The sequence below is a fragment of the Bacillus sp. BS98 genome, from assembly GCF_008432245.1.
GTDB classification, from domain to species: domain Bacteria; phylum Bacillota; class Bacilli; order Bacillales; family Bacillaceae_G; genus Bacillus_A; species Bacillus_A toyonensis.
Genome location: NZ_CP043830.1, coordinates 820,868 through 838,892, shown reverse-complemented (window position 1 = coordinate 838,892; position 18,025 = coordinate 820,868). Strand labels below are relative to the sequence as shown.

At 35.5% G+C, this 18,025-nt stretch carries 22 protein-coding genes; 10 read left to right on the top strand and 12 right to left on the bottom strand.

Features of this window, described 5'->3' with window-relative positions; all coding sequences use genetic code 11:
- The first annotated feature begins 114 nt into the window (after nt 1–114).
- Nucleotides 115–1,518: a branched-chain amino acid transporter BcaP gene (locus F0362_RS04310; RefSeq protein WP_000838706.1), complete on the top strand. Its 1,404-nt coding sequence runs from the start codon at nt 115–117 to the stop codon at nt 1,516–1,518.
- 28 nt (nt 1,519–1,546) lie between these two features.
- Here the strand turns inward: F0362_RS04310 and F0362_RS04305 are convergent, their stop codons facing one another.
- From F0362_RS04305 to F0362_RS04295, 3 genes are all read right to left on the bottom strand, one after another.
- Complete coding sequence (locus F0362_RS04305; RefSeq protein WP_000583224.1) at nt 1,547–1,690, bottom strand: hypothetical protein; 144 nt, start codon at nt 1,688–1,690, stop codon at nt 1,547–1,549.
- A 38-nt stretch (nt 1,691–1,728) separates the two neighbouring features.
- Nucleotides 1,729–1,929 carry a hypothetical protein gene (locus F0362_RS04300; RefSeq protein ID WP_000435798.1) on the bottom strand — a complete coding sequence of 67 codons (201 nt, stop codon included), beginning with the start codon at nt 1,927–1,929 and terminating at the stop codon, nt 1,729–1,731.
- Between the two features lie 80 nt (nt 1,930–2,009).
- Nucleotides 2,010–4,472 carry a LamG-like jellyroll fold domain-containing protein gene (locus tag F0362_RS04295; RefSeq protein ID WP_149889666.1) on the bottom strand — a complete coding sequence of 821 codons (2,463 nt, stop codon included), beginning with the start codon at nt 4,470–4,472 and terminating at the stop codon, nt 2,010–2,012.
- Between the two features lie 353 nt (nt 4,473–4,825).
- On the opposite strand from F0362_RS04295, the gene F0362_RS04290 reads away from it, so the two are divergent.
- The gene (locus F0362_RS04290) at nt 4,826–5,251 is read left to right on the top strand and encodes an S-Ena type endospore appendage (protein WP_000791321.1); all 426 of its coding nucleotides are present in this window, start codon (nt 4,826–4,828) and stop codon (nt 5,249–5,251) included.
- 57 nt (nt 5,252–5,308) lie between these two features.
- Here the strand turns inward: F0362_RS04290 and F0362_RS04285 are convergent, their stop codons facing one another.
- The 4 genes from F0362_RS04285 to F0362_RS04270 form a co-directional block, all read right to left on the bottom strand.
- A complete protein-coding gene (locus F0362_RS04285; protein WP_000525817.1) occupies nt 5,309–5,653 on the bottom strand; it encodes a DUF3992 domain-containing protein in 345 nt (114 codons plus the stop codon).
- 20 nt (nt 5,654–5,673) lie between these two features.
- A complete protein-coding gene (locus F0362_RS04280; RefSeq protein ID WP_001277536.1) occupies nt 5,674–6,042 on the bottom strand; it encodes a DUF3992 domain-containing protein in 369 nt (122 codons plus the stop codon).
- Nucleotides 6,043–6,152: 110 nt separating this feature from the next.
- Nucleotides 6,153–6,758 carry a DedA family protein gene (locus F0362_RS04275; RefSeq protein ID WP_000435005.1) on the bottom strand — a complete coding sequence of 202 codons (606 nt, stop codon included), beginning with the start codon at nt 6,756–6,758 and terminating at the stop codon, nt 6,153–6,155.
- An 11-nt stretch (nt 6,759–6,769) separates the two neighbouring features.
- On the bottom strand, nt 6,770–7,051 hold the full coding sequence (locus F0362_RS04270; RefSeq protein ID WP_000733839.1) for a YkvA family protein: 282 nt from the start codon (nt 7,049–7,051) through the stop codon (nt 6,770–6,772).
- A gap of 352 nt (nt 7,052–7,403) precedes the next feature.
- Between F0362_RS04270 and F0362_RS04265 the strand changes: the two genes are divergently transcribed.
- Nucleotides 7,404–8,216, top strand: coding sequence for a non-homologous end joining protein Ku (locus F0362_RS04265; RefSeq protein WP_000557730.1), 813 nt, complete (start codon nt 7,404–7,406; stop codon nt 8,214–8,216).
- Nucleotides 8,217–8,233: 17 nt separating this feature from the next.
- Here F0362_RS04265 and F0362_RS04260 read toward each other — a convergent pair whose 3' ends face one another.
- Together F0362_RS04260 and F0362_RS04255 are read right to left on the bottom strand one after the other, a co-directional pair.
- A complete protein-coding gene (locus F0362_RS04260) occupies nt 8,234–9,013 on the bottom strand; it encodes a DUF2935 domain-containing protein (RefSeq protein WP_149889665.1) in 780 nt (259 codons plus the stop codon).
- Nucleotides 9,013–9,396 carry a VOC family protein gene (locus tag F0362_RS04255; protein WP_080023262.1) on the bottom strand — a complete coding sequence of 128 codons (384 nt, stop codon included), beginning with the start codon at nt 9,394–9,396 and terminating at the stop codon, nt 9,013–9,015. The genes F0362_RS04260 and F0362_RS04255 overlap by 1 nt, the downstream gene beginning before the upstream one ends.
- A gap of 93 nt (nt 9,397–9,489) precedes the next feature.
- On the opposite strand from F0362_RS04255, the gene F0362_RS04250 reads away from it, so the two are divergent.
- The 4 genes from F0362_RS04250 (at nt 9,490) to brnQ (ending at nt 12,095) form a co-directional block, all read left to right on the top strand.
- Entirely contained in the window at nt 9,490–9,705 is a 216-nt protein-coding gene (locus tag F0362_RS04250; RefSeq protein WP_001046260.1) for a spore coat associated protein CotJA, read from the top strand.
- A gap of 8 nt (nt 9,706–9,713) precedes the next feature.
- Nucleotides 9,714–9,977, top strand: a complete 264-nt coding sequence (locus F0362_RS04245) for a spore coat protein CotJB (RefSeq protein ID WP_000194492.1) — start codon at nt 9,714–9,716, stop codon at nt 9,975–9,977.
- 12 nt (nt 9,978–9,989) lie between these two features.
- A complete protein-coding gene (gene cotJC / locus F0362_RS04240; protein ID WP_000265285.1) occupies nt 9,990–10,559 on the top strand; it encodes a spore coat protein CotJC in 570 nt (189 codons plus the stop codon).
- Between the two features lie 219 nt (nt 10,560–10,778).
- The gene (gene brnQ / locus F0362_RS04235) at nt 10,779–12,095 is read left to right on the top strand and encodes a branched-chain amino acid transport system II carrier protein BrnQ2 (protein ID WP_001260922.1); all 1,317 of its coding nucleotides are present in this window, start codon (nt 10,779–10,781) and stop codon (nt 12,093–12,095) included.
- A gap of 42 nt (nt 12,096–12,137) precedes the next feature.
- Here brnQ and F0362_RS04230 read toward each other — a convergent pair whose 3' ends face one another.
- The 3 genes from F0362_RS04230 to F0362_RS04220 form a co-directional block, all read right to left on the bottom strand.
- Nucleotides 12,138–13,148: an ABC transporter permease subunit gene (locus tag F0362_RS04230; protein WP_000269940.1), complete on the bottom strand. Its 1,011-nt coding sequence runs from the start codon at nt 13,146–13,148 to the stop codon at nt 12,138–12,140.
- A gap of 1 nt (nt 13,149) precedes the next feature.
- Nucleotides 13,150–14,016 (bottom strand): ABC transporter permease subunit, encoded by an 867-nt coding sequence (locus F0362_RS04225; RefSeq protein ID WP_000239657.1) that lies wholly within the window; start codon nt 14,014–14,016, stop codon nt 13,150–13,152.
- Nucleotides 14,017–14,103: 87 nt separating this feature from the next.
- Nucleotides 14,104–14,838, bottom strand: a complete 735-nt coding sequence (locus tag F0362_RS04220) for a YwaF family protein (RefSeq protein WP_000451311.1) — start codon at nt 14,836–14,838, stop codon at nt 14,104–14,106.
- A gap of 211 nt (nt 14,839–15,049) precedes the next feature.
- Between F0362_RS04220 and F0362_RS04215 the strand changes: the two genes are divergently transcribed.
- From F0362_RS04215 to F0362_RS04205, 3 genes are read left to right on the top strand one after another with little or no spacing between them, the layout of a single operon-like run.
- Entirely contained in the window at nt 15,050–16,153 is a 1,104-nt protein-coding gene (locus F0362_RS04215; protein ID WP_000728809.1) for an efflux RND transporter periplasmic adaptor subunit, read from the top strand.
- Nucleotides 16,150–16,824 (top strand): ABC transporter ATP-binding protein, encoded by a 675-nt coding sequence (locus F0362_RS04210; protein WP_000609098.1) that lies wholly within the window; start codon nt 16,150–16,152, stop codon nt 16,822–16,824. The genes F0362_RS04215 and F0362_RS04210 overlap by 4 nt, the downstream gene beginning before the upstream one ends.
- A gap of 2 nt (nt 16,825–16,826) precedes the next feature.
- Nucleotides 16,827–18,002 carry an ABC transporter permease gene (locus F0362_RS04205; protein ID WP_001097724.1) on the top strand — a complete coding sequence of 392 codons (1,176 nt, stop codon included), beginning with the start codon at nt 16,827–16,829 and terminating at the stop codon, nt 18,000–18,002.
- The last annotated feature ends 23 nt before the right edge of the window (nt 18,003–18,025 follow it).

Sequence of the window (18,025 nt, the reverse complement as noted above, 5' to 3'; positions counted from 1 at the left end):
ACTTTAAAAAACTACATACCATAACTGTACCTCCATTTACTTACGTACTCTTTTCTAATGGGCTCATACTATATTCGCAGTTATGGAAATGAAAAAACGGGGGGAGAGTCCAAAATGAAGTCATTATTACGAAAAAAAGCGCTCAGTACTGAATCACCAAAGCAACTAGATAGAACATTAACTGCACTCGATTTAACGTTTTTAGGAATCGGCGCCGTAATTGGGACAGGAATCTTTGTATTAACGGGTATTGTTGCAGCAAAACATTCTGGTCCTGGTATTATGCTATCATTTCTTATCGCTGCATTTACTTGTGCTTGTGTAGCCTTTTGTTATGCTGAATTTGCTTCTTCTATACCTGTCTCAGGAAGTGTGTATACTTACGCATATATGACAGTCGGAGAAGTCGTCGCCTTCATCGTCGGATGGTGTTTAATGCTCGAATATTTACTTGCCGTTGCAGCTGTAGCTGTTGGGTGGTCTGGTTATTTACAATCTTTACTACAAGGATTTAACATACACCTTCCCGCCATAATCGCCTCGGCCCCCGGTGTTGGAAAAGGTGGTATCATTGATTTACCAGCTGTCTGTATTTTACTTCTTATTACTGGCCTTTTAAGTTTCGGTATACGTGAAAGTGCACGCATTAATAATATTATGGTTCTTATTAAACTAGCTGTTATCATTGCCTTTATCGTTGCAGGCGCAAAATATGTAAAGCCTGAAAATTGGACACCGTTCATTCCATTCGGATACGACGGTATTATTACTGGAGCTGCCACTGTATTCTTCGCCTTTTTAGGGTTTGATGCAATCGCAACCGCTGCAGAAGAAACGAAAAAACCACAGCGTGATTTACCAATCGGCATTATCGGTTCCCTTCTTATTTGTACTGTTTTATACATGATTGTATCTTTCGTTTTAACAGGCATGGTTCCTTATACACAATTAGATGTTTCTGATCCAGTTGCATTTGCATTGCATTTCGTTGGTGAAGATACAATTGCAGGGTTACTCGCTGTTGGTGCGATGACTGGAATGACAACCGTTCTCTTAGTCGTTATGTATGGACAAGTTCGTGTTTCATATGCGATGAGCCGCGACGGTTTACTTCCAAAAGCGTTAGCACGTGTAAATAAAAAAGTGAAAATCCCTTTATTAAATACGTGGATTACTGGCGTTGTTGCCGCTTTATTAGCAGGACTTTTAGACCTACATTTACTCGCGAATTTAGTAAACATCGGTACGTTAACAGCCTTCACATTCGTTTGCTGTGCTGTACTTATTTTACGAAAAACACATCCTGACTTAAAACGCGGATTCCGTACTCCTTTCGTACCTGTACTACCAGTTGTCGCAATCCTTTGCTGTTTATATTTAATGATCAATTTGTCTAAAACGACATGGATTAGCTTTGCAGTTTGGCTTATAGTCGGCTTATGCTTCTATTTCTTCTACTCTAGAAAGCATAGTCATTTAGCTACTGAAAAAACAAATGATGAGACGAAAGAAGCATAATAAAATAGCTCGCCGATGAAACGGCGAGCTATTTTCCTGTTTTATTATGTTTTCTCGTTAACGATTGTAAAATGATGAATATGCCGATGTAAGCTGTAAGCGATGCCCAATTCCCTATTGGTGTAGCGTATTTAAAAACTCCAATACTTACAAGCAATAAGAAAATAATCACCTAATATATAAGCTTCCACTTTTGCATAGCTTCCCCCTTTACTTCGTCTCCTTCTTTTTCTTCCACGCATTTACACTATCAAAGAAGAAATTAATAAATAACGTGCCTAAACCCGCTAATAAGAAAGTCATTAAAAATAGAATCCATATACTTTTATCTTTTAATAAATAATATCCTACAAGGAGCACAACCGCGATCCATACATATTCAAGAATTCTTTTTAGCTTTTTCTGTTCCAAATTATTCGCTCCCTCTTTCTATACTACTTTTAGTATAACAAAAAAGAAGCCTATCATGATAAGCTTCTTTTTCTTCTCTCTTATTTGTTCATGCTTTTTTCAACAAGTGAAATCGCATGCTCTATCGTACGATTCATCGTTTCTACCTGTTCGTCTTTCACTTTCGCATCTTTTAATACAGCTTCTGCAACTGTAATTTTTTGTTGTAATGATTTCACTGAACCGTCCGTTACATTCGCAGCTTGCGCTTTCTGTACTACAACTTTTGCAGATTCAATATTGATTTTTAATTTTTCTTTCGGTGTTTTTGGTTGCTCTTCTGCTACTTTAGATTGTACAAAGGTTACATTAGCTGTTTTTAATTCGTTATACGTTTGAATAATTTGTTCCCCAGTACTTCCGATATTTTCAAACGCTTGCTTTGCAGTGTTATAGCTTTTCTCTAGTTCTTGAAATGCTTCCTTTGAGTATTGACCTGGCTTATCACCAAATTCATATGTACCAGCTAACACTGCTTTTACTTTTCCTAGCTCTTCATATAACGCGTTTACTTGCTCTAACTTCGTACGATTAAAAAACTCATTGTACGCTGCTAATACTTCTGAAGAACTTAATGCTTTACTATATAATTTTGCTAGCGCAATTTGACCATTTAACGAAATGCCACCATTTCCATTGCTATCTGGATCAGCTCCAAATGCAAACGGTACGTTCGGATGATACACTTTTCCTTGAGCTGGTTGGCTATTTACTTTTTTACCATCTACATAAATGGCTACTTCATTTCCGTTATACGTTCCTGTTAAATGATATGTTTTGTTCGCTTCTAACTGAACGCCAACACGTTTATAACTACCACCAATATGAGCCCACAATTCAACATTTCCACTTCCTGTAGATTCAAAACCAATTCCACCACTCTCTGTATTTTGCAAAATACCTTGTCCACGAATTTCATTCATTGAAAATACAGTTTCTAACGTAAATGCATTTGCTACTTTTTCTTTTTGTGCTGCTGAAAACGGCAGATACCCAAATGTATTTGCTTTCCCGTTTAACTTCATAACATTCTTTTTCAAAGCTTTATCATATTCAATAGTCACATTGCCCTTCACATCACCTTTTGTAACAAATGGTGAATTGTCTTTAAATGTACCATCTGCAAAGTTCACATCGAAAACATCAGCCTTTGGCACTTTTACATTCGGATCGATATTATCTTTTTTCGTAGTAATTTCTGCCGTTAACGGCTGCACACTTTCATTGCCAAATGAATCAATTGCGACGACTTCAAGTAGGTATGTTTTCCCACCATCTAACCCTGCAAGCGTAAATGTAAGGTCTTTCGGCACTGGGTCACGGTAAAACTCTGAGAATGCTAATAACTTATTTTTAATCTCACCTGTTTGTTTATCCTTCGCTTGTACACGATAAGAATGAACAAGAAGGTTGTCCAATGCTTGCGGGAATGTTACTGTTGCTGCGTTTTCTGTTACATTTGATACAGCAAGCTTTGCATCCTTAGCGAAGTATGGCTTTTCTTTATCACGATTTTCTACATGTGTAAATGTTTCTTTCTTTGCTGGCAATTTAATTTTCCAAGGCTCACCCGTCCAAGCATTCGTATGGAAATCACGACGATTAATCGTTACCTCTTCATCATCTACTTCTACTAATAAACCTTGGCTTAACGTACTAGCTCCTGGCGGGATATTTCCTTGTACTTTACCGCCTTCAACTTCCATATAACTTACAGAAGATGTACCAACAGACGTAAAGTCTTTTTGATGAATTGATCTTGGATCATCTAACGGATAATGAGAATGACCTGAAAACGTAATGACTTGTGGGTATTCTTTTAATACTACATTAATTTTCGTACTATCTTTCGTTCCCCACTCTTGGCTACCGTATACTGTATCTTTAATATGTTGATGTAAAAATACGAAAATCGGCTTTTCTGGATCATCCTTTTGCGCTTTTGCCATTTCTTCTTTTAACCAGTTAATTTGCTTGTCTGAATAATATCCATGAGTTGTCCCATCTTCCGGAGACATAACAAGGAAGTGATACCCTTTCACCACTTTATGATAATAAATCGATTCCATTCCTGTTTTTTCTAAGAAACGCTTCTGCGCTCCATCTACAGATAAGCCGTTCCAATAATCATGATTACCGAGAGAATTCATTCGTACCGCATCTTTATTTGCATTTTCATTATACACTTGCATGAAGCGATCATATTGTTGTACCGATCCTGAATCAGTAAAATCTCCTACAATTACAAATGCATCTTGTTTTGGAGCAAGTGTATTAAACTGTTCAATCGCTCTTTTCCAGCGAAACGTATCATCCGTTCCACTGTTTTTAATATGTACATCACTTACAACTGGAAAAACTAACTTCTTCTCACTCTGCATCTTTTCTTGTTTCTTCTCTTCCGCTTTGACTGATGTACTCCATGGAAATGATACAAACGCCAATACAAAAATCATTAATAATCCAATAAGACCTTTTACTTTTCTTAAAGCAATTCTGTCCACGTGAATCCTCCTCATAATAATTGATTCATTACAAGGGCTATTTTATCTAAAGCATATTAATGTCGTTTAAATCACAAATGAATTTTATTAGATTTTTGTAAATATACAGTTAATTATAAATTAAGTCCCACATTCCTCGTACTATTGTATACAACCACCTTTTGTCTAAAAGATTCTGATCATTCTTTTCCCATGTCTATTCACATATACTCTTTTCTATAACATGAATGATACGTTAAGATGTAAGCCTATTAGACAATCTTAATTTTTAACATTTTCTTCTTTTCTTAACACATCGGCCATGCTTCTACATTTAATAGTAGTAAAAGACAACTTAAAAAGGAGGGGTTGTATTGAAGAATAAAAAAAATATTGGCTGTTTCGCTCCTTTATCTATCATTTGTCCAGACCCTTGTCCACCGCCCCCTCCTCCAAATCCAAGTTGCGAGCTAGTAACAAATGAATTTGCAGGGAATTTCCTCATAACTAATAGCACCATTCCCTCTGCCAAAGATGCATTACAATCAATGATACTATGGCAAAGTGATGGGATACTCCTTATATCAGGTACTGTCTCGGTTTACAATAGTACTAGCAGCACTGAAGCAATTACAATTCAAATCGTTGGAGCAGTAACTAATATTTTCACTGTGTTTCCTGGCAATACAATATCTTACACAGGTAAAGGTTTAATATCCGTTAGTATTATTAATATACAAAGTAATTCTTCACTATATTTAGAAGGCAAGTACTGTTGCCAATTTACATGTTGCTTATAGAATACCAATTTCATTACTTCCTCAATAAAAAAAACATACCCTTTACGGTATGCTTTTTTATGAAATCGGATAACGTACTGTAATACAAAACTCTCCTTGACTAACAGTTGTTCCTGTCGTAGTAATTCGAATTGTAGTAAAATATCGTATAGTGAAAGTACCGCTACTTTGCGGTTGAACAGTAATCGTATCAACTACTGTAGCACCTACTAAAAAATCAACAGTAATTGGATTTGCGCCTACATCATATTTCACATAACCCGAACCATACACTTCTTGCGTAATATTATTCGTATATACAATTTGAGTACCAGCACCTGTAATAGACCAGTCTGTACATACTTGATCTTGTACAAGCGTTTTATTAGAACAACAAGACAAACTGGAACTTCTCATTCCCATTTTGATCCTCTCCTATTCTGCTATGAAAGTGGATAACGTGTTGTAATACAAAACTCTCCCTGATACGTTCCAGCAGGTGTTGCCGGTAACACAACTTGTATACTATCAAAGCGGCGATACGTAAAAGCAATACTCGTTCCTGGGTTTAATGTTTGTGTATCAATTGTAGCCCCAGCAGAATCAAGTGCTTCTACAGTGATTGGGCCCGGTCCAACATCATATTTCACAAAGCCAGTACCAATTACATTTTGATTAATATTATTTGTATAGAGAACATTATCAATTGCTGTTGCAACTACAGTAGCAGACCACGGACTACACACTTTATCTTGCACATAATTTTTATCTGGACAGCAAGTTAACGCTGACCCTGAGCACTCACAAGACATAGTTGTTTCCCCTCTCTCTTTTATATTCCCTATATGTGTATGTCCTTTAGAGTCTTTTGCCTGTACTATTCATCTATTTTCAAAAATTAATCAAAACTCAATGCTAATAACTAGATAGATTCCGTTTTGTTTCGCTTTTTCATAAATTTATAGATAAAGATACTAGCCACGATAAGAAGAACGCCTCCTAATATCGGTAGCATATATTGTCCAACAATATCCGCTGCTTTTTCCCAATGCGGACCTAATTTCATTCCTACATATATATACAAAGCCGTTAACGGGAACATCGCTACAAATGTATATATGCTAAATTTCCATATGTTCATTTTCGCCATACCACATGGAACGGAAATAAGTGTTCGAACTCCTGGAACGAAGCGTCCAACAAATGCTACAACCGGTCCGTATTTCTCAAAGAAATCATCTGCCTTTTGAATTTGTTCTTCCTTAATGAAGAAGTATTTTCCGTATTTTATTAATAGAGGACGACCACCGTAATAACCGAGTGCATATAACGTTAATGGTCCTGTCGTTCCACCAAGCGTTCCAGCTAATACAGCTAGCCAAAAATTCATATCTCCCTCGTACACCCAATATCCAACCATGGGTAAAACTACTTCTGCTGGAATAAATTCAAACGTTAATGCTAACACAACTCCAAAATAAGAAAACTGCTTTAAAAACTCGATTATATCTAAAATAATTTGCTCCATTCTTTTAACTCCTATCCAATATTTACATTATGCTTTTCTTGTAATTGCACTGGTGCCATTTTTACAATTCGATTCAAAATGAATAACACAATTCCAATATCATCTAAAATACCGATAAACGGCAGGAAGTCTGGAATTAAATCAAGCGGCATCGCCACATAACCAACTAAAAAAGCAACAGATAAAATTTTCTTCTTTATTGAAACCTCTTTTGAAGTGAAAAAGTCAAATAGGAATGGAACAAACTTGCGGACATGAAATACAACTCTTAATCTACTAATAAGTTTTTTCATTTTTTATCTCCTCTCTTTGTATACAAAAAGGCCCCTACCAAATATGGTAAGGGTCCTAAAAAAGACAATAAGGGGCCTGTACCATTGCTGGTAAAGGTCTCACTAACAACGAAACGTTGCCAATAAAGCCGAGGGTTTCTCCCTGTAATGACGACTTTACTGTAATAAGTTACTCCCCTTTATATACACAATTTTATACAATCACATTAAAATATTTTAGAGGGCTTGTCAATACATTTTATGACTCGAACTATCTAGCTTACCCTTGACTAAAAATAAAAAACGTATATGAAATTTCTTACTATCTCATAATAAACATACTTATTTTTTTAAATGAAAGGAGAAATTTCATATGCATACCGTATGGAAAGGTGCACTTTCACTTGGGCTATTAAATATAGGAATCAAACTATATAGTGCCGTAGAAGAAAACGATATAAAGTTTTTAAGTCTCCATAAAGAATGCCTAACACCTATTAAATATAAAAAGTTTGCTCCTGATTGTACGGATGAAGAAATCGATGATAAAGATATTGTAAAAGCCTATGAATATGCACCTCATAAATACATCATTATTGATGAAAAAGAATTAGCTAAGCTGCAAAAAGTTCATGAGCCACGGTCCATTCGTATTATATCTTTTGTCCAAAATAGCGAAATTGATTCTGTTCTCTATGACCGTTCTTATTTTATAGGCCCTACGCCGGGACACGAAAAGTCATATTTATTATTAAAAGAAGCTCTTGAACGTACGAATAAACTTGGTCTAATTCATATTTCTATCAGAAAAAAACAACACTTAGCTATTATCCGTAGCTTTGAAGATGGGCTTATGTTACAAACCATTCATTACCCTAATGAAATTCGCAATATAACAACTACACCTAATTTACCAAGTAACGAAGATCATCCTATTCAAAAACAAGAACTCACCGCGGCAATCAATTTAATTCATCATCTTACAAATCCTTTCGAACAAGAGCTATTTACAGACGAGTATAAAGAAGCTCTTACCGAATTAATCGAAAACAAAATTGAACAACAGGAAAAAACTGAAACAATCTCCCCAGCTCCAAACATCATCAATATTATGGAGACATTACAGGCAAGTATTGAGCAAGCAAAAATAAAAAGAGATAATAAAAAAGAACAAGAGGCCAACTGAAATCGACCTCTTGTTCTTTAAAGTGGATTACATTTTGGCATCTCAAGTCCAGATGATTGTGCTAACTTTAATAAATAATAACATTCCTCTCTTGCCATATGATCTGCCATTCTCGCTGATAACGCACTTAATATTTCATTCGATAACTCCATCTCTTCAACCTCATGGAGAAAATGCGAAAATAATTTTAACTCAAGTGAAACATCTTTTGTAAACTTCTTTAACGCCGGAAAATGATGAAGCTCTGTCCGTAAATACCCCGTCATCTCAACTGCCTTTAAGTAAAATTGTTCAAAGTGCTTCTCGAATTCTTCGCTTTTCTCTTTCAATCTTTTTTCAACAAGATCTAATCCACCAGAAATAGACCCTGCATGACCAGCTGCATCTGTTAACCAAACGAGATGATAATGTAATTCATGAAAAACAGGCGGAACTTCTCCTTTCTTTAAAAACTCTGACACCGTTATATACTCTTCTACTTCATTTACCATATGATTAATAAAAGTCGGCGTAAAATGAATAGTAATTTTCCCCTCCAACTGTTTCTGTATAATATTTAATTTAAACGTTCGTATCTCCTTAGCAGCTCGCTCTGCCTCTTTTGAGAATGCAATGAGATTGACAGTATGAATTTTATTTAAAAAGCCTGTAAACGTCTCAACAAAATAAGTAGCTTTCTTTATATCTTCCTTCTCCTTTGGAGCTAACGCATCAAGTAAAAATTGCGCATGATCACTAAGTACCTTTAGCCAAAACTTATGCTCAAACAACGCACTTTCTTCGTAATTTCTCTCCATCAAATCGCCTCCCTATGTTCCTTTCTTTCTATCACTTGAACTTTATATCCATCTGGGTCTTGTACTACAATACTCTTCTCACTTTTGTTTTCTGTATATGCAATTTTATAAAACACTAACCTCTTCTTTAAGTTCTCTATGTTAGAAATTGAAAACATTAGAACATCAACCGCATCCGTAACACTCTTCTCACGCCCACCCAAACTACGATTCATTACAAAACTAACTCTCATTGAATCAGCATCATACCAAACCCCTGTTATATCTAATTGAGGTCTCTCTGAACTGGGGCTTATTCCTAAAATCCCTTCGTAAAAATACAGCGTTTCCTTTAAGTTCTTTACTTCTAGCACAATGAAATTCTTTACATTCTCCACATTCATTCCCCCTGTACTTATTACTTTTTTATATGTGTCATAAATGCCTGTTATGTCTGAATACAATACGTAGTGATGAAGAGTTAAGGAGGTTTATTCATGAATAAATATATGAGATCATTCGTGCCATACCATAGCCCTCAAGATCCTTGTCCTCCTATCGGAAAAAAATATTATTCTACTCCTCCTAATTTATTTTTAGGTTTTCAACCGCCAAATTTACCGCAATTCACACCAAAAGAGGCATTACAAAAAGGAACTTTATGGCCTGTTTTTTATGACTATTATGAAAATCCTTATAAAAAAGGGCGGTGACTACTGACGTGACTCAATCGCTACCAGAAGAATATTATCAACTTTTACTGGAGCTTCAAGAACTAGACTTTGTACTAGTTGAACTAACTCTTTATTTAGATACACATCCAGATGACACTGCTGCGATTAATCAATTTAATGACTTCTCCTATAAACGAAGGGTATTAAAACAAAAGATGGAAGAAAAATACGGACCACTTCAGCAGTTTGGAAATAGTTATTCTAACGCTCCATGGGAATGGAGCAAAGGTCCTTGGCCATGGCAAATATGAAGGAGAGAAAATATGTGGATTTATGAGAAGAAATTACAATACCCAGTTAAAGTAAGCACCTGTAATCCAGCCCTTGCCAAATTATTAGTTGAACAGTACGGTGGTGCTGACGGCGAACTAGCTGCTGCCCTTCGTTACTTAAATCAGCGTTATACTATCCCTGACAAAGTCGTTGGCTTGCTAACCGATATCGGCACCGAAGAATTCGCACACCTAGAAATGATCGCTACAATGATTTATAAATTAACAAAAGATGCAACACCGGAACAAATGAAAGCTGCCGGATTAGACGCACAGTACGCTAATCACGATAGCGCTTTATTTTATCATAATGCAGGTGGTGTTCCTTTTACTGCTACTTATATTCAGGCAAAAGGAGACCCCATCGCAGATTTATATGAAGATATTGCCGCTGAAGAAAAAGCGCGCGCAACATATCAATGGCTCATTAACTTATCCGATGATCCAGATATAAATGATAGCTTACGCTTTTTACGTGAACGAGAAATTGTGCATTCACAACGCTTCCGAGAAGCAGTTGAAATTTTAAAAGAAGAACGTGATAAAAAGATTTTCTTTTAACACACATATCGTAACGATATGTGTGTTTTTTTATATGTAAAGTTAAATCCTTCCTAATTAACATATAAATAGTATATTTATTCAATTTAATGCATTATTTTTTAATTTTTATAAAATTCCCTCTTGCTTTCTAGTCATCAGACCTTTAAAATAATAACAGTTACTCGACAAATTATTTGAATTTTCGACAAAAATACTCATTAGGAGGATTTTCTTTATATGCGTACAACTTTAAAACCAGCGCAAATACTTTCGATTAGTTTACTACTATTCGCAGTTTTCTTCGGTGCTGGTAATATGATTTTCCCGCCCCTTCTCGGTCTTTCTTCCGGAGAAAACATGTGGGTTTCCATTACAGGATTTATTATTACAGACGTCGGTTTATCTTTACTAGCTATCGTCGCTGTTGCCCTTGCCGGTGGTAGTTTTAACACTTTAGCAAGCCGTGTTCACCCAAAATTCGCAGCAGTATTCGCTATCATTATTTATCTTTCAATCGGCCCACTATTTGTTATTCCACGAACTGGATCTGTATCTTACGAAATTGGGATTGCACCACTTTTCCCAGATCAATGGTATTCTATGTTGGCTTTTAGCGCTATTTTCTTTACAGTCGTTTACTTCCTATCATTAAATCCATCCAAATTAGTAGATCATATCGGTAAAATATTAACGCCAATTTTACTTGTAATTATTGCAATTATGGCAACAAAAGCAATTCTTTCACCAGGATCATTCACAGAACCTATCGGTGACTATAAAGACATCCCATTTTTCAAAGGATTTCTTGAAGGGTTTTTAACGTTAGATGCAATTGGGGCGCTCGTATTATCAACGATTGTTGTAAATGCAATACGCCAAAACGGTATACAAGATAAAAAATCCATCGCAAAATATACAATTATTTGCGGAAGCATTGCTGCCCTTTTCTTAACAATTGTTTATTTCTTACTCGGTTATATCGGGGCTTCAAACGGAAACTTAGGACAATTTGAAAACGGTGGTCAGCTATTAGCTACGATTATGTATCAATTCTTTGGGACAAGCGGTAATGTTTTATTAAGTATCGCAATTATTTTCGCTTGTTTAACGACTGCAATCGGTGTTGTAAGTGCATTCGCAAACTATTTCGCAACAGTGTTAACGAATGTTTCATACAAGAAACTGGTATTATACGTTTGTATATTTAGCTTCATCATTTCAAACCTAGGCTTAAGCTTATTAATTAAAATTACATTACCTGTATTAATTATTTTATATCCAATTACAATCATTTTAATTTTCGTATCATTTATTGATAAATATACGAAACGTAAACCTTCTGTCTATATCGGAGCAATGATCGCTGCATTCCTTATTAGCTGTATTCATGCACTTGATAATGTGGAAATGATTCCAAACTTTATCGCTAATATCGTACACACAATTCCTTTTTATAACTTAGGGATCGGCTGGATTGTTCCGGCAATTATCGGTGGTATAATCGGATACTTTATTCCGCAAACAGAAGCTGAAGGTGAAGTTTCTACGAAATAAAAAAAGAAGCAAGCATTGATTATGCTTGCTTCTTCTTTATTTTCACATCGTATGTTTAAAAGTAAATAACTCTTCTTTTGACTGCACAACAGATTGTTCTTCTTCTACAACTGGCTTCTTTATCTCTCCGCCTAACCTTACTTTTGACATCGCCTCTTCTATACTTTTTACAATCATATTTCCTGAAAAAATAGTAAGCCCGAAAAATGTAATTGGGACGAGAGGAATCCACGGATGCACTGTTAATGATCTAAAATAGACTCCTATTAATCCTGACCATTCATGTGTGTAAGAGTCTATTTCTTTTATCCCTATCGGTCCACCAAACTGGACTGTCCCTCCAAAAAACACCTCAAGTAACCCTAAATGAAGTAAAATGGTCAAGGTTTGAGTAAACTGTTGAAGAAATACAAGTATAAACGTCATATAGAGATGCGGAAAAAGATGCCTTATAACAATGTGCCTTCTCGATCCACCTAATATGCGCGCGGCATCAACAAATTCTTCCGTTTGTAATTTACGAACTTCCTTCGCAACATACAGTGCAATAACTGGCATCACAAGCAGTACAAGTAATACAACTTGAAACGAAGCCCTTTCAAAAAAAGTTGTTGTTTCCTCTCCACTTCCAAATATATTCACAGCTTGAAGAAAGAAATACGCAATCATAACTGTCGGAATAACTGTGAAACTATCAAAAAAAGCCTCAATCTTTGAAAAGCCTCTTTTTATATATGTTCCGAGTATAACACCGAAAAACACACCTATTACCATTCTAAGTGCCGCAATTAAAATAGATATACCAATCGTCCACTTCGCGCCTTCAATGACTAAATGTAAAAGGTCATATCCTTTCAAATCTGTCCCGAGTAAAAATTGTAGTGAAGGTGAAAACGGTGGCACTTCTGGATTTCCATCCGCATCATATTGCAGTGTAACTTTTTTAATCTGTCCATCATTCCATATCGTATTTCCGATGCTCAAAAGAACTAATAGGAGAAGAAACCCAATGCTTATCCAAAATCTTTTATCGCGTTTTATATACGTCCACATATTATAATCTCTCCTTCATCGCAGCTGGAATGAGATAATGAAACAATTTAAATATAATAAAAATCGGAATATAAATAAGCAGCACACTAACGATGAAAACCTCAACCCTAATACCCTCATACGATTTCAAAAACATAAAAATACCACTCGTATTAAAAATCCATTCTATAATATATAAATTAGATAGCATAAAAAAAACATTCGTTTTCGCAAAGAAAAGTGTACTAAGCAACACATTTCGTAAAATATGACGATTTAAAATATGAAAGCGATTCAGCCCTTTCGCTTTAGCAAATAGTACATAATCTTTTTCTAGCTCATTTTCAAAACGAAGCACTAACATTTTTACAAACATAATCGTTGTCGGTATACTCAAACATAATATTGGCAATCCTCTAATCGACTCGCCTCCAATTGACGCAATTTGAAAAGGTAAAAAACCTGTTTGTTTAAAAAACCATATAACTAAAATTTGTGATACTAAAATAAGAAGAATGTCTGGAATGGATTCTAGGAAGATAAGAAATGATTTAATTCGATGTTGTATACGCGGTGAACTACTCATAATCATATAAACGATACAAAATGCTACAAATAATGAAATGAAAAAAGCGGCCAAAAAAATAACAATCGTTTCTTTATAATGGATAAACAACTGTGGGAATAAAAATTTATCTCTCACATATTGCAAATTGGAGAGATCCATTAAGTTCAAAAATACTTCTTTTAAACTCTTTATGTACTCTGATACATGCAGCTCAAATCCATAAAATAATTTCGGCAGTGCCCCTAAAAAAATAATCCCCAAAATCGAAATAATAAATTGAATCGTCATTTCCATCCCATTCAAAAATACTTTTTTGACCATTTTTCCCCTTCTCTCTCTATGATTTACCCTTTAATTTTATTCTTAATTTTCTGAATTGTAAATATTCAAACGTAAAAAATCACTAGGTTATGATCCTAGTGATTCTTTATGTACATGTTTTTCTCTTTTCGCAAACGGCATATACACAATAAAACATCCAATAAGCGCTGCGAGTTCTAATGAAATAATGTAGTAAGGATGCGGTCCTAACATATCGAGTAATGAGGCAGTTTCTGGCTTATGAGCTAAAAACATATAATTTCCACCCGTTTTGTAATTCACAAACGAAACAATTGGAATCAATATGTTTAAAAATATCATTGTGCGTTTAATAGATTGTACCGTCGGACGATACCCTTCTACCCAGGTCATAAAGAGCGGTGCCCAAATGAGCAATACATGCGCAATGAAATATTCAATGAAACGAAAATGCGGAAAAGCATACTGCAAGTTTGGCGTTAAAATGGCTTGTGATGCACCGATAATTCCTGTGAAAAACACAATCTCATATATGCGATAACTTTTCGTTACAATCATAATTGACGCTAATAATAAACTAATCGTACATAACTCAAATGGTAATGAAGTGCCTAGGTCAAAAATCCCGGCTTTCCATTCCCACATATGAAGCCCAATTTCACTTCCTATAAATAGAAATGCAATCGCATATCTAACCGTTATATTCCACTCAATTTGACGTAATACATCTTGGTATTGATATAGAAAAACGATCCCCACCAACATAATAAATAATATAATGGCATGTTGCCTTGAGTATGGAATAAATGGCTTTAATGGATGCGCACTAAAATAAGTTTCCATCTTCCTTCCTCCTCTCCTTCCTACAATATTATTGTAGGAAAGAAACAACGAGTCAATTCATTTGCTTAAGCTAGGACAACCTCTACCTTACATTTACATATTCATACCTTACAAAACTGTAAGGTTATTGTAAGCTAAAACGATTTGTCAGATTCTTCACCTCTTCTATACTTAATGTAGATACTAAAACGAACGAAAAGGTGATAAATAGATGAAGAAGAAAAATAAAGTGTTAATTACTAGTGTAGTAGCAATCGGAATTGCAGCTGGATCATACTTTGCATTTGCTGGTGGTGGTTCAGATGTTGCAATGGCATATAGCAGTTATAAAGTAACAGAAAAACAAATCGAAAACGCGCAAAAATTTGGCGGTGAAGTTATTCCAAACGGAATTGAAACTATTTCATTTGATCCAACAAAAGGCACGTATGAATTAGCGGTTAAAAAAGGCGATGAAGTGAAAAAAGGGCAGCTTCTGTTTAAATATAATGACCCCACTGCTAAACAAGGTGTAACGGAAGCAGAAATGCAAAAGAAAATCGCACAAAAAGAAGTAACATTGTTCCAAAAACAAATCGATGCAGCGAAACAAAAATTACAAAAAGATAAAAATGCAGGTCTTCCTCAGGAAGCATTAAAAGCATCGGAAGTCGAAGTGCAACAATTAGAATCACAACTTGAAATGAAAAAGTTTGAAGTTGAAAAATCTGATGAAATGATTAAAGCAGCAAAAGAGAAAGTAAACACTCTTTCTGTAACAAGTCCTGTTGATGGTGTAATTGATGATATCGTGAAAACTGCTGATGAAAAAACAGGTATGAGTGGCATTACTCTTCGTCATGCTGGTCAATTTAAAGTAAAAGGTCAACTTTCTGAATATGAGCTTGCTAGTATGAAAGTTGGGCAAGAAGTAACTGTTTCATCAAAAACGGTCGCTGGTAAGACTTGGACAGGAAAAGTAACGGAAATTGGTTCTACACCATTAAAGAGTATAGACGAAAATAAAACTGTTTCTAACTATCAATTCACTGTCACATTAGATAATAGTGAAGAATTACAAAACGGCTTCCACGTTTATGTAACAAGTAAATCTGGCGAAGCAACTGGTACAATTGTTCCGAAAAGCAGCATCGTGAAAAAAGGTGACAAAAATGTTGTCTTCGTTGTAAAAGATGGTAAAGCGAAAGAACAAGCGATTACTGTTGAATTCGAGACAGATAGCGAAGCAAAAGTTTCTGGAGTGAAAAAAGGAGAACAAATTATCTCTAAACCTGAAAAAGACTTAAAAGATGGTATGGAGGTTGTCGCCCAGTGATTAACTTAAAAGGCATCACGAAATCCTTCCAAAATGGTGCAGAGTCCGTTCAAATATTACACGGAATTGACGTAACACTAAACCAAGGAGAATTCACTTCTATAATGGGACCTTCTGGTTCTGGTAAATCAACTTTAATGAACATTATCGGTTGCTTAGATAAACCAACGACAGGTGCGTATGAATTAGCGGGACAAAATATTTCAAACATGTCTGAAACCGAACTTGCACGCGTTCGTAATAAAGAGATCGGGTTCGTATTTCAAAACTTCATGTTATTACCAAGACTTACAGCACTTCAAAATGTAGAACTACCTCTTATTTACGCTGGAGTCGATAAAAAAGAAAGACGTGAACGCTCATTAGCCGCTTTAACAAAAGTTGGTTTAGCAGATCGAGCTACTCACTTACCGAACGAATTATCCGGTGGTCAAAAGCAGCGTGTTGCCGTTGCCCGTGCAATTGTAAATAACCCAAAATTCATTTTAGCTGATGAACCAACGGGTGCACTTGATACGAAAACGAGTACACAAATTATGGACCTCTTTTACGAATTAAACAAACAAGGCTCAACAATTATTATGATTACCCATGATCGTGAAATCGGGGAAGCTGCAGCACGTCAAATTGTAATTCGTGACGGAAATATCGTCCAAGATTGGAGAGGTTAATTTTGAACACGAGTGAAAATATACGCATGGCCCTTTCCTCTATCTTTGCTCATAAAATGCGTTCTATATTAACAATGCTAGGTATTATTATTGGTATTAGCGCCATTATTACTATCATTTCAATGGGTGATGGTACAAATGCAAAGTTTAAAAAAGAATTAGGCCAAGGAAAAGATACAGAAGTAACGATTTACTACAACAACCCTGATTACGGAACTGATAGTGCCAAAATTACAGCTGATATGTTAAAACGTCTTCAAACTGTGCCAGGCGTTAAAGATGTTTATCCAGATGTAAGTATGAAAGTAAAAGCATCTTCTGGTTCAAAAGATGTCTCTCTTGATTTAAGAGGTGGAACAGGCGCCTTCATGACAGATGCGAAAATAAAATTAGTTCACGGTCGTGAATTAAATGATAGTGAATTAAAGCAAGCGATTCCTGCTGTTATTTTAAATGAAGAAGCTTTCAATAAATTATTTAACGGCTGGGAATCAAATTTATACACTGACATAAAAGGAAAGCCATATAAAGTAGTCGGTGTGTATGAAACGAAAAATGATTTCGGAATGGCTATGTCAGAAGGTTATACATCACTTGAAAACGCTCCTGTAATCTCAGGAGTAACTGAGTATGACTCTGTAAGATTAATATTAACTTCACCAGCAGAACGTAAAAGTGTAGAAAAACAAGCCGCTTCTGTTTTAAACGATATGAAAGCTCCTAAATTTGAGCATAAATTTGAAGCTCAAGATATGGGTGAATTTACGAAGCAACTAGATGAATCAATCGGTATGATGAAAATGGTATTCGGTGGTATCGCTGCTATTTCATTACTTGTTGGTGGTATCGGTGTAATGAACATCATGCTTGTATCTGTAACAGAACGTACACGTGAGATTGGTATTCGTAAAGCACTTGGTGCAACACGCGGTAAAGTATTAACGCAATTCTTAATCGAATCTTGTATTTTAACAGGACTAGGTGGTTTTATCGGATTCATGCTCGGTATTTTCTTCGCTTGGATCGTCTCAATCTTTGCCGGATGGCCACTTGTTATCTCAAAAGAACTTGGACTTCTTTCAGTAGGTATTTCAATGCTAATCGGTATTGCATTCGGACTACTACCAGCTAACAAAGCTGCAAAACTTGATCCAATTGAATGTTTACGATATGAGTAAATAAAAAACGTAGGAGTGTACAC

Coding starts and splice junctions, on each gene's coding strand:
- F0362_RS04310 (WP_000838706.1), top strand. CDS start 115: ATGAAGTCATTATTACGAAAAAAAGCGCTCAGTACTGAATCACCAAAG.
- F0362_RS04285 (WP_000525817.1), bottom strand. CDS start 5,653: ATGGGAATGAGAAGTTCCAGTTTGTCTTGTTGTTCTAATAAAACGCTT.
- F0362_RS04280 (WP_001277536.1), bottom strand. CDS start 6,042: ATGTCTTGTGAGTGCTCAGGGTCAGCGTTAACTTGCTGTCCAGATAAA.
- F0362_RS04275 (WP_000435005.1), bottom strand. CDS start 6,758: ATGGAGCAAATTATTTTAGATATAATCGAGTTTTTAAAGCAGTTTTCT.
- F0362_RS04270 (WP_000733839.1), bottom strand. CDS start 7,051: ATGAAAAAACTTATTAGTAGATTAAGAGTTGTATTTCATGTCCGCAAG.
- F0362_RS04265 (WP_000557730.1), top strand. CDS start 7,404: ATGCATACCGTATGGAAAGGTGCACTTTCACTTGGGCTATTAAATATA.
- F0362_RS04260 (WP_149889665.1), bottom strand. CDS start 9,013: ATGGAGAGAAATTACGAAGAAAGTGCGTTGTTTGAGCATAAGTTTTGG.
- F0362_RS04255 (WP_080023262.1), bottom strand. CDS start 9,396: ATGAATGTGGAGAATGTAAAGAATTTCATTGTGCTAGAAGTAAAGAAC.
- F0362_RS04250 (WP_001046260.1), top strand. CDS start 9,490: ATGAATAAATATATGAGATCATTCGTGCCATACCATAGCCCTCAAGAT.
- cotJC (WP_000265285.1), top strand. CDS start 9,990: ATGTGGATTTATGAGAAGAAATTACAATACCCAGTTAAAGTAAGCACC.
- brnQ (WP_001260922.1), top strand. CDS start 10,779: ATGCGTACAACTTTAAAACCAGCGCAAATACTTTCGATTAGTTTACTA.
- F0362_RS04230 (WP_000269940.1), bottom strand. CDS start 13,148: ATGTGGACGTATATAAAACGCGATAAAAGATTTTGGATAAGCATTGGG.
- F0362_RS04225 (WP_000239657.1), bottom strand. CDS start 14,016: ATGGTCAAAAAAGTATTTTTGAATGGGATGGAAATGACGATTCAATTT.
- F0362_RS04220 (WP_000451311.1), bottom strand. CDS start 14,838: ATGGAAACTTATTTTAGTGCGCATCCATTAAAGCCATTTATTCCATAC.
- F0362_RS04215 (WP_000728809.1), top strand. CDS start 15,050: ATGAAGAAGAAAAATAAAGTGTTAATTACTAGTGTAGTAGCAATCGGA.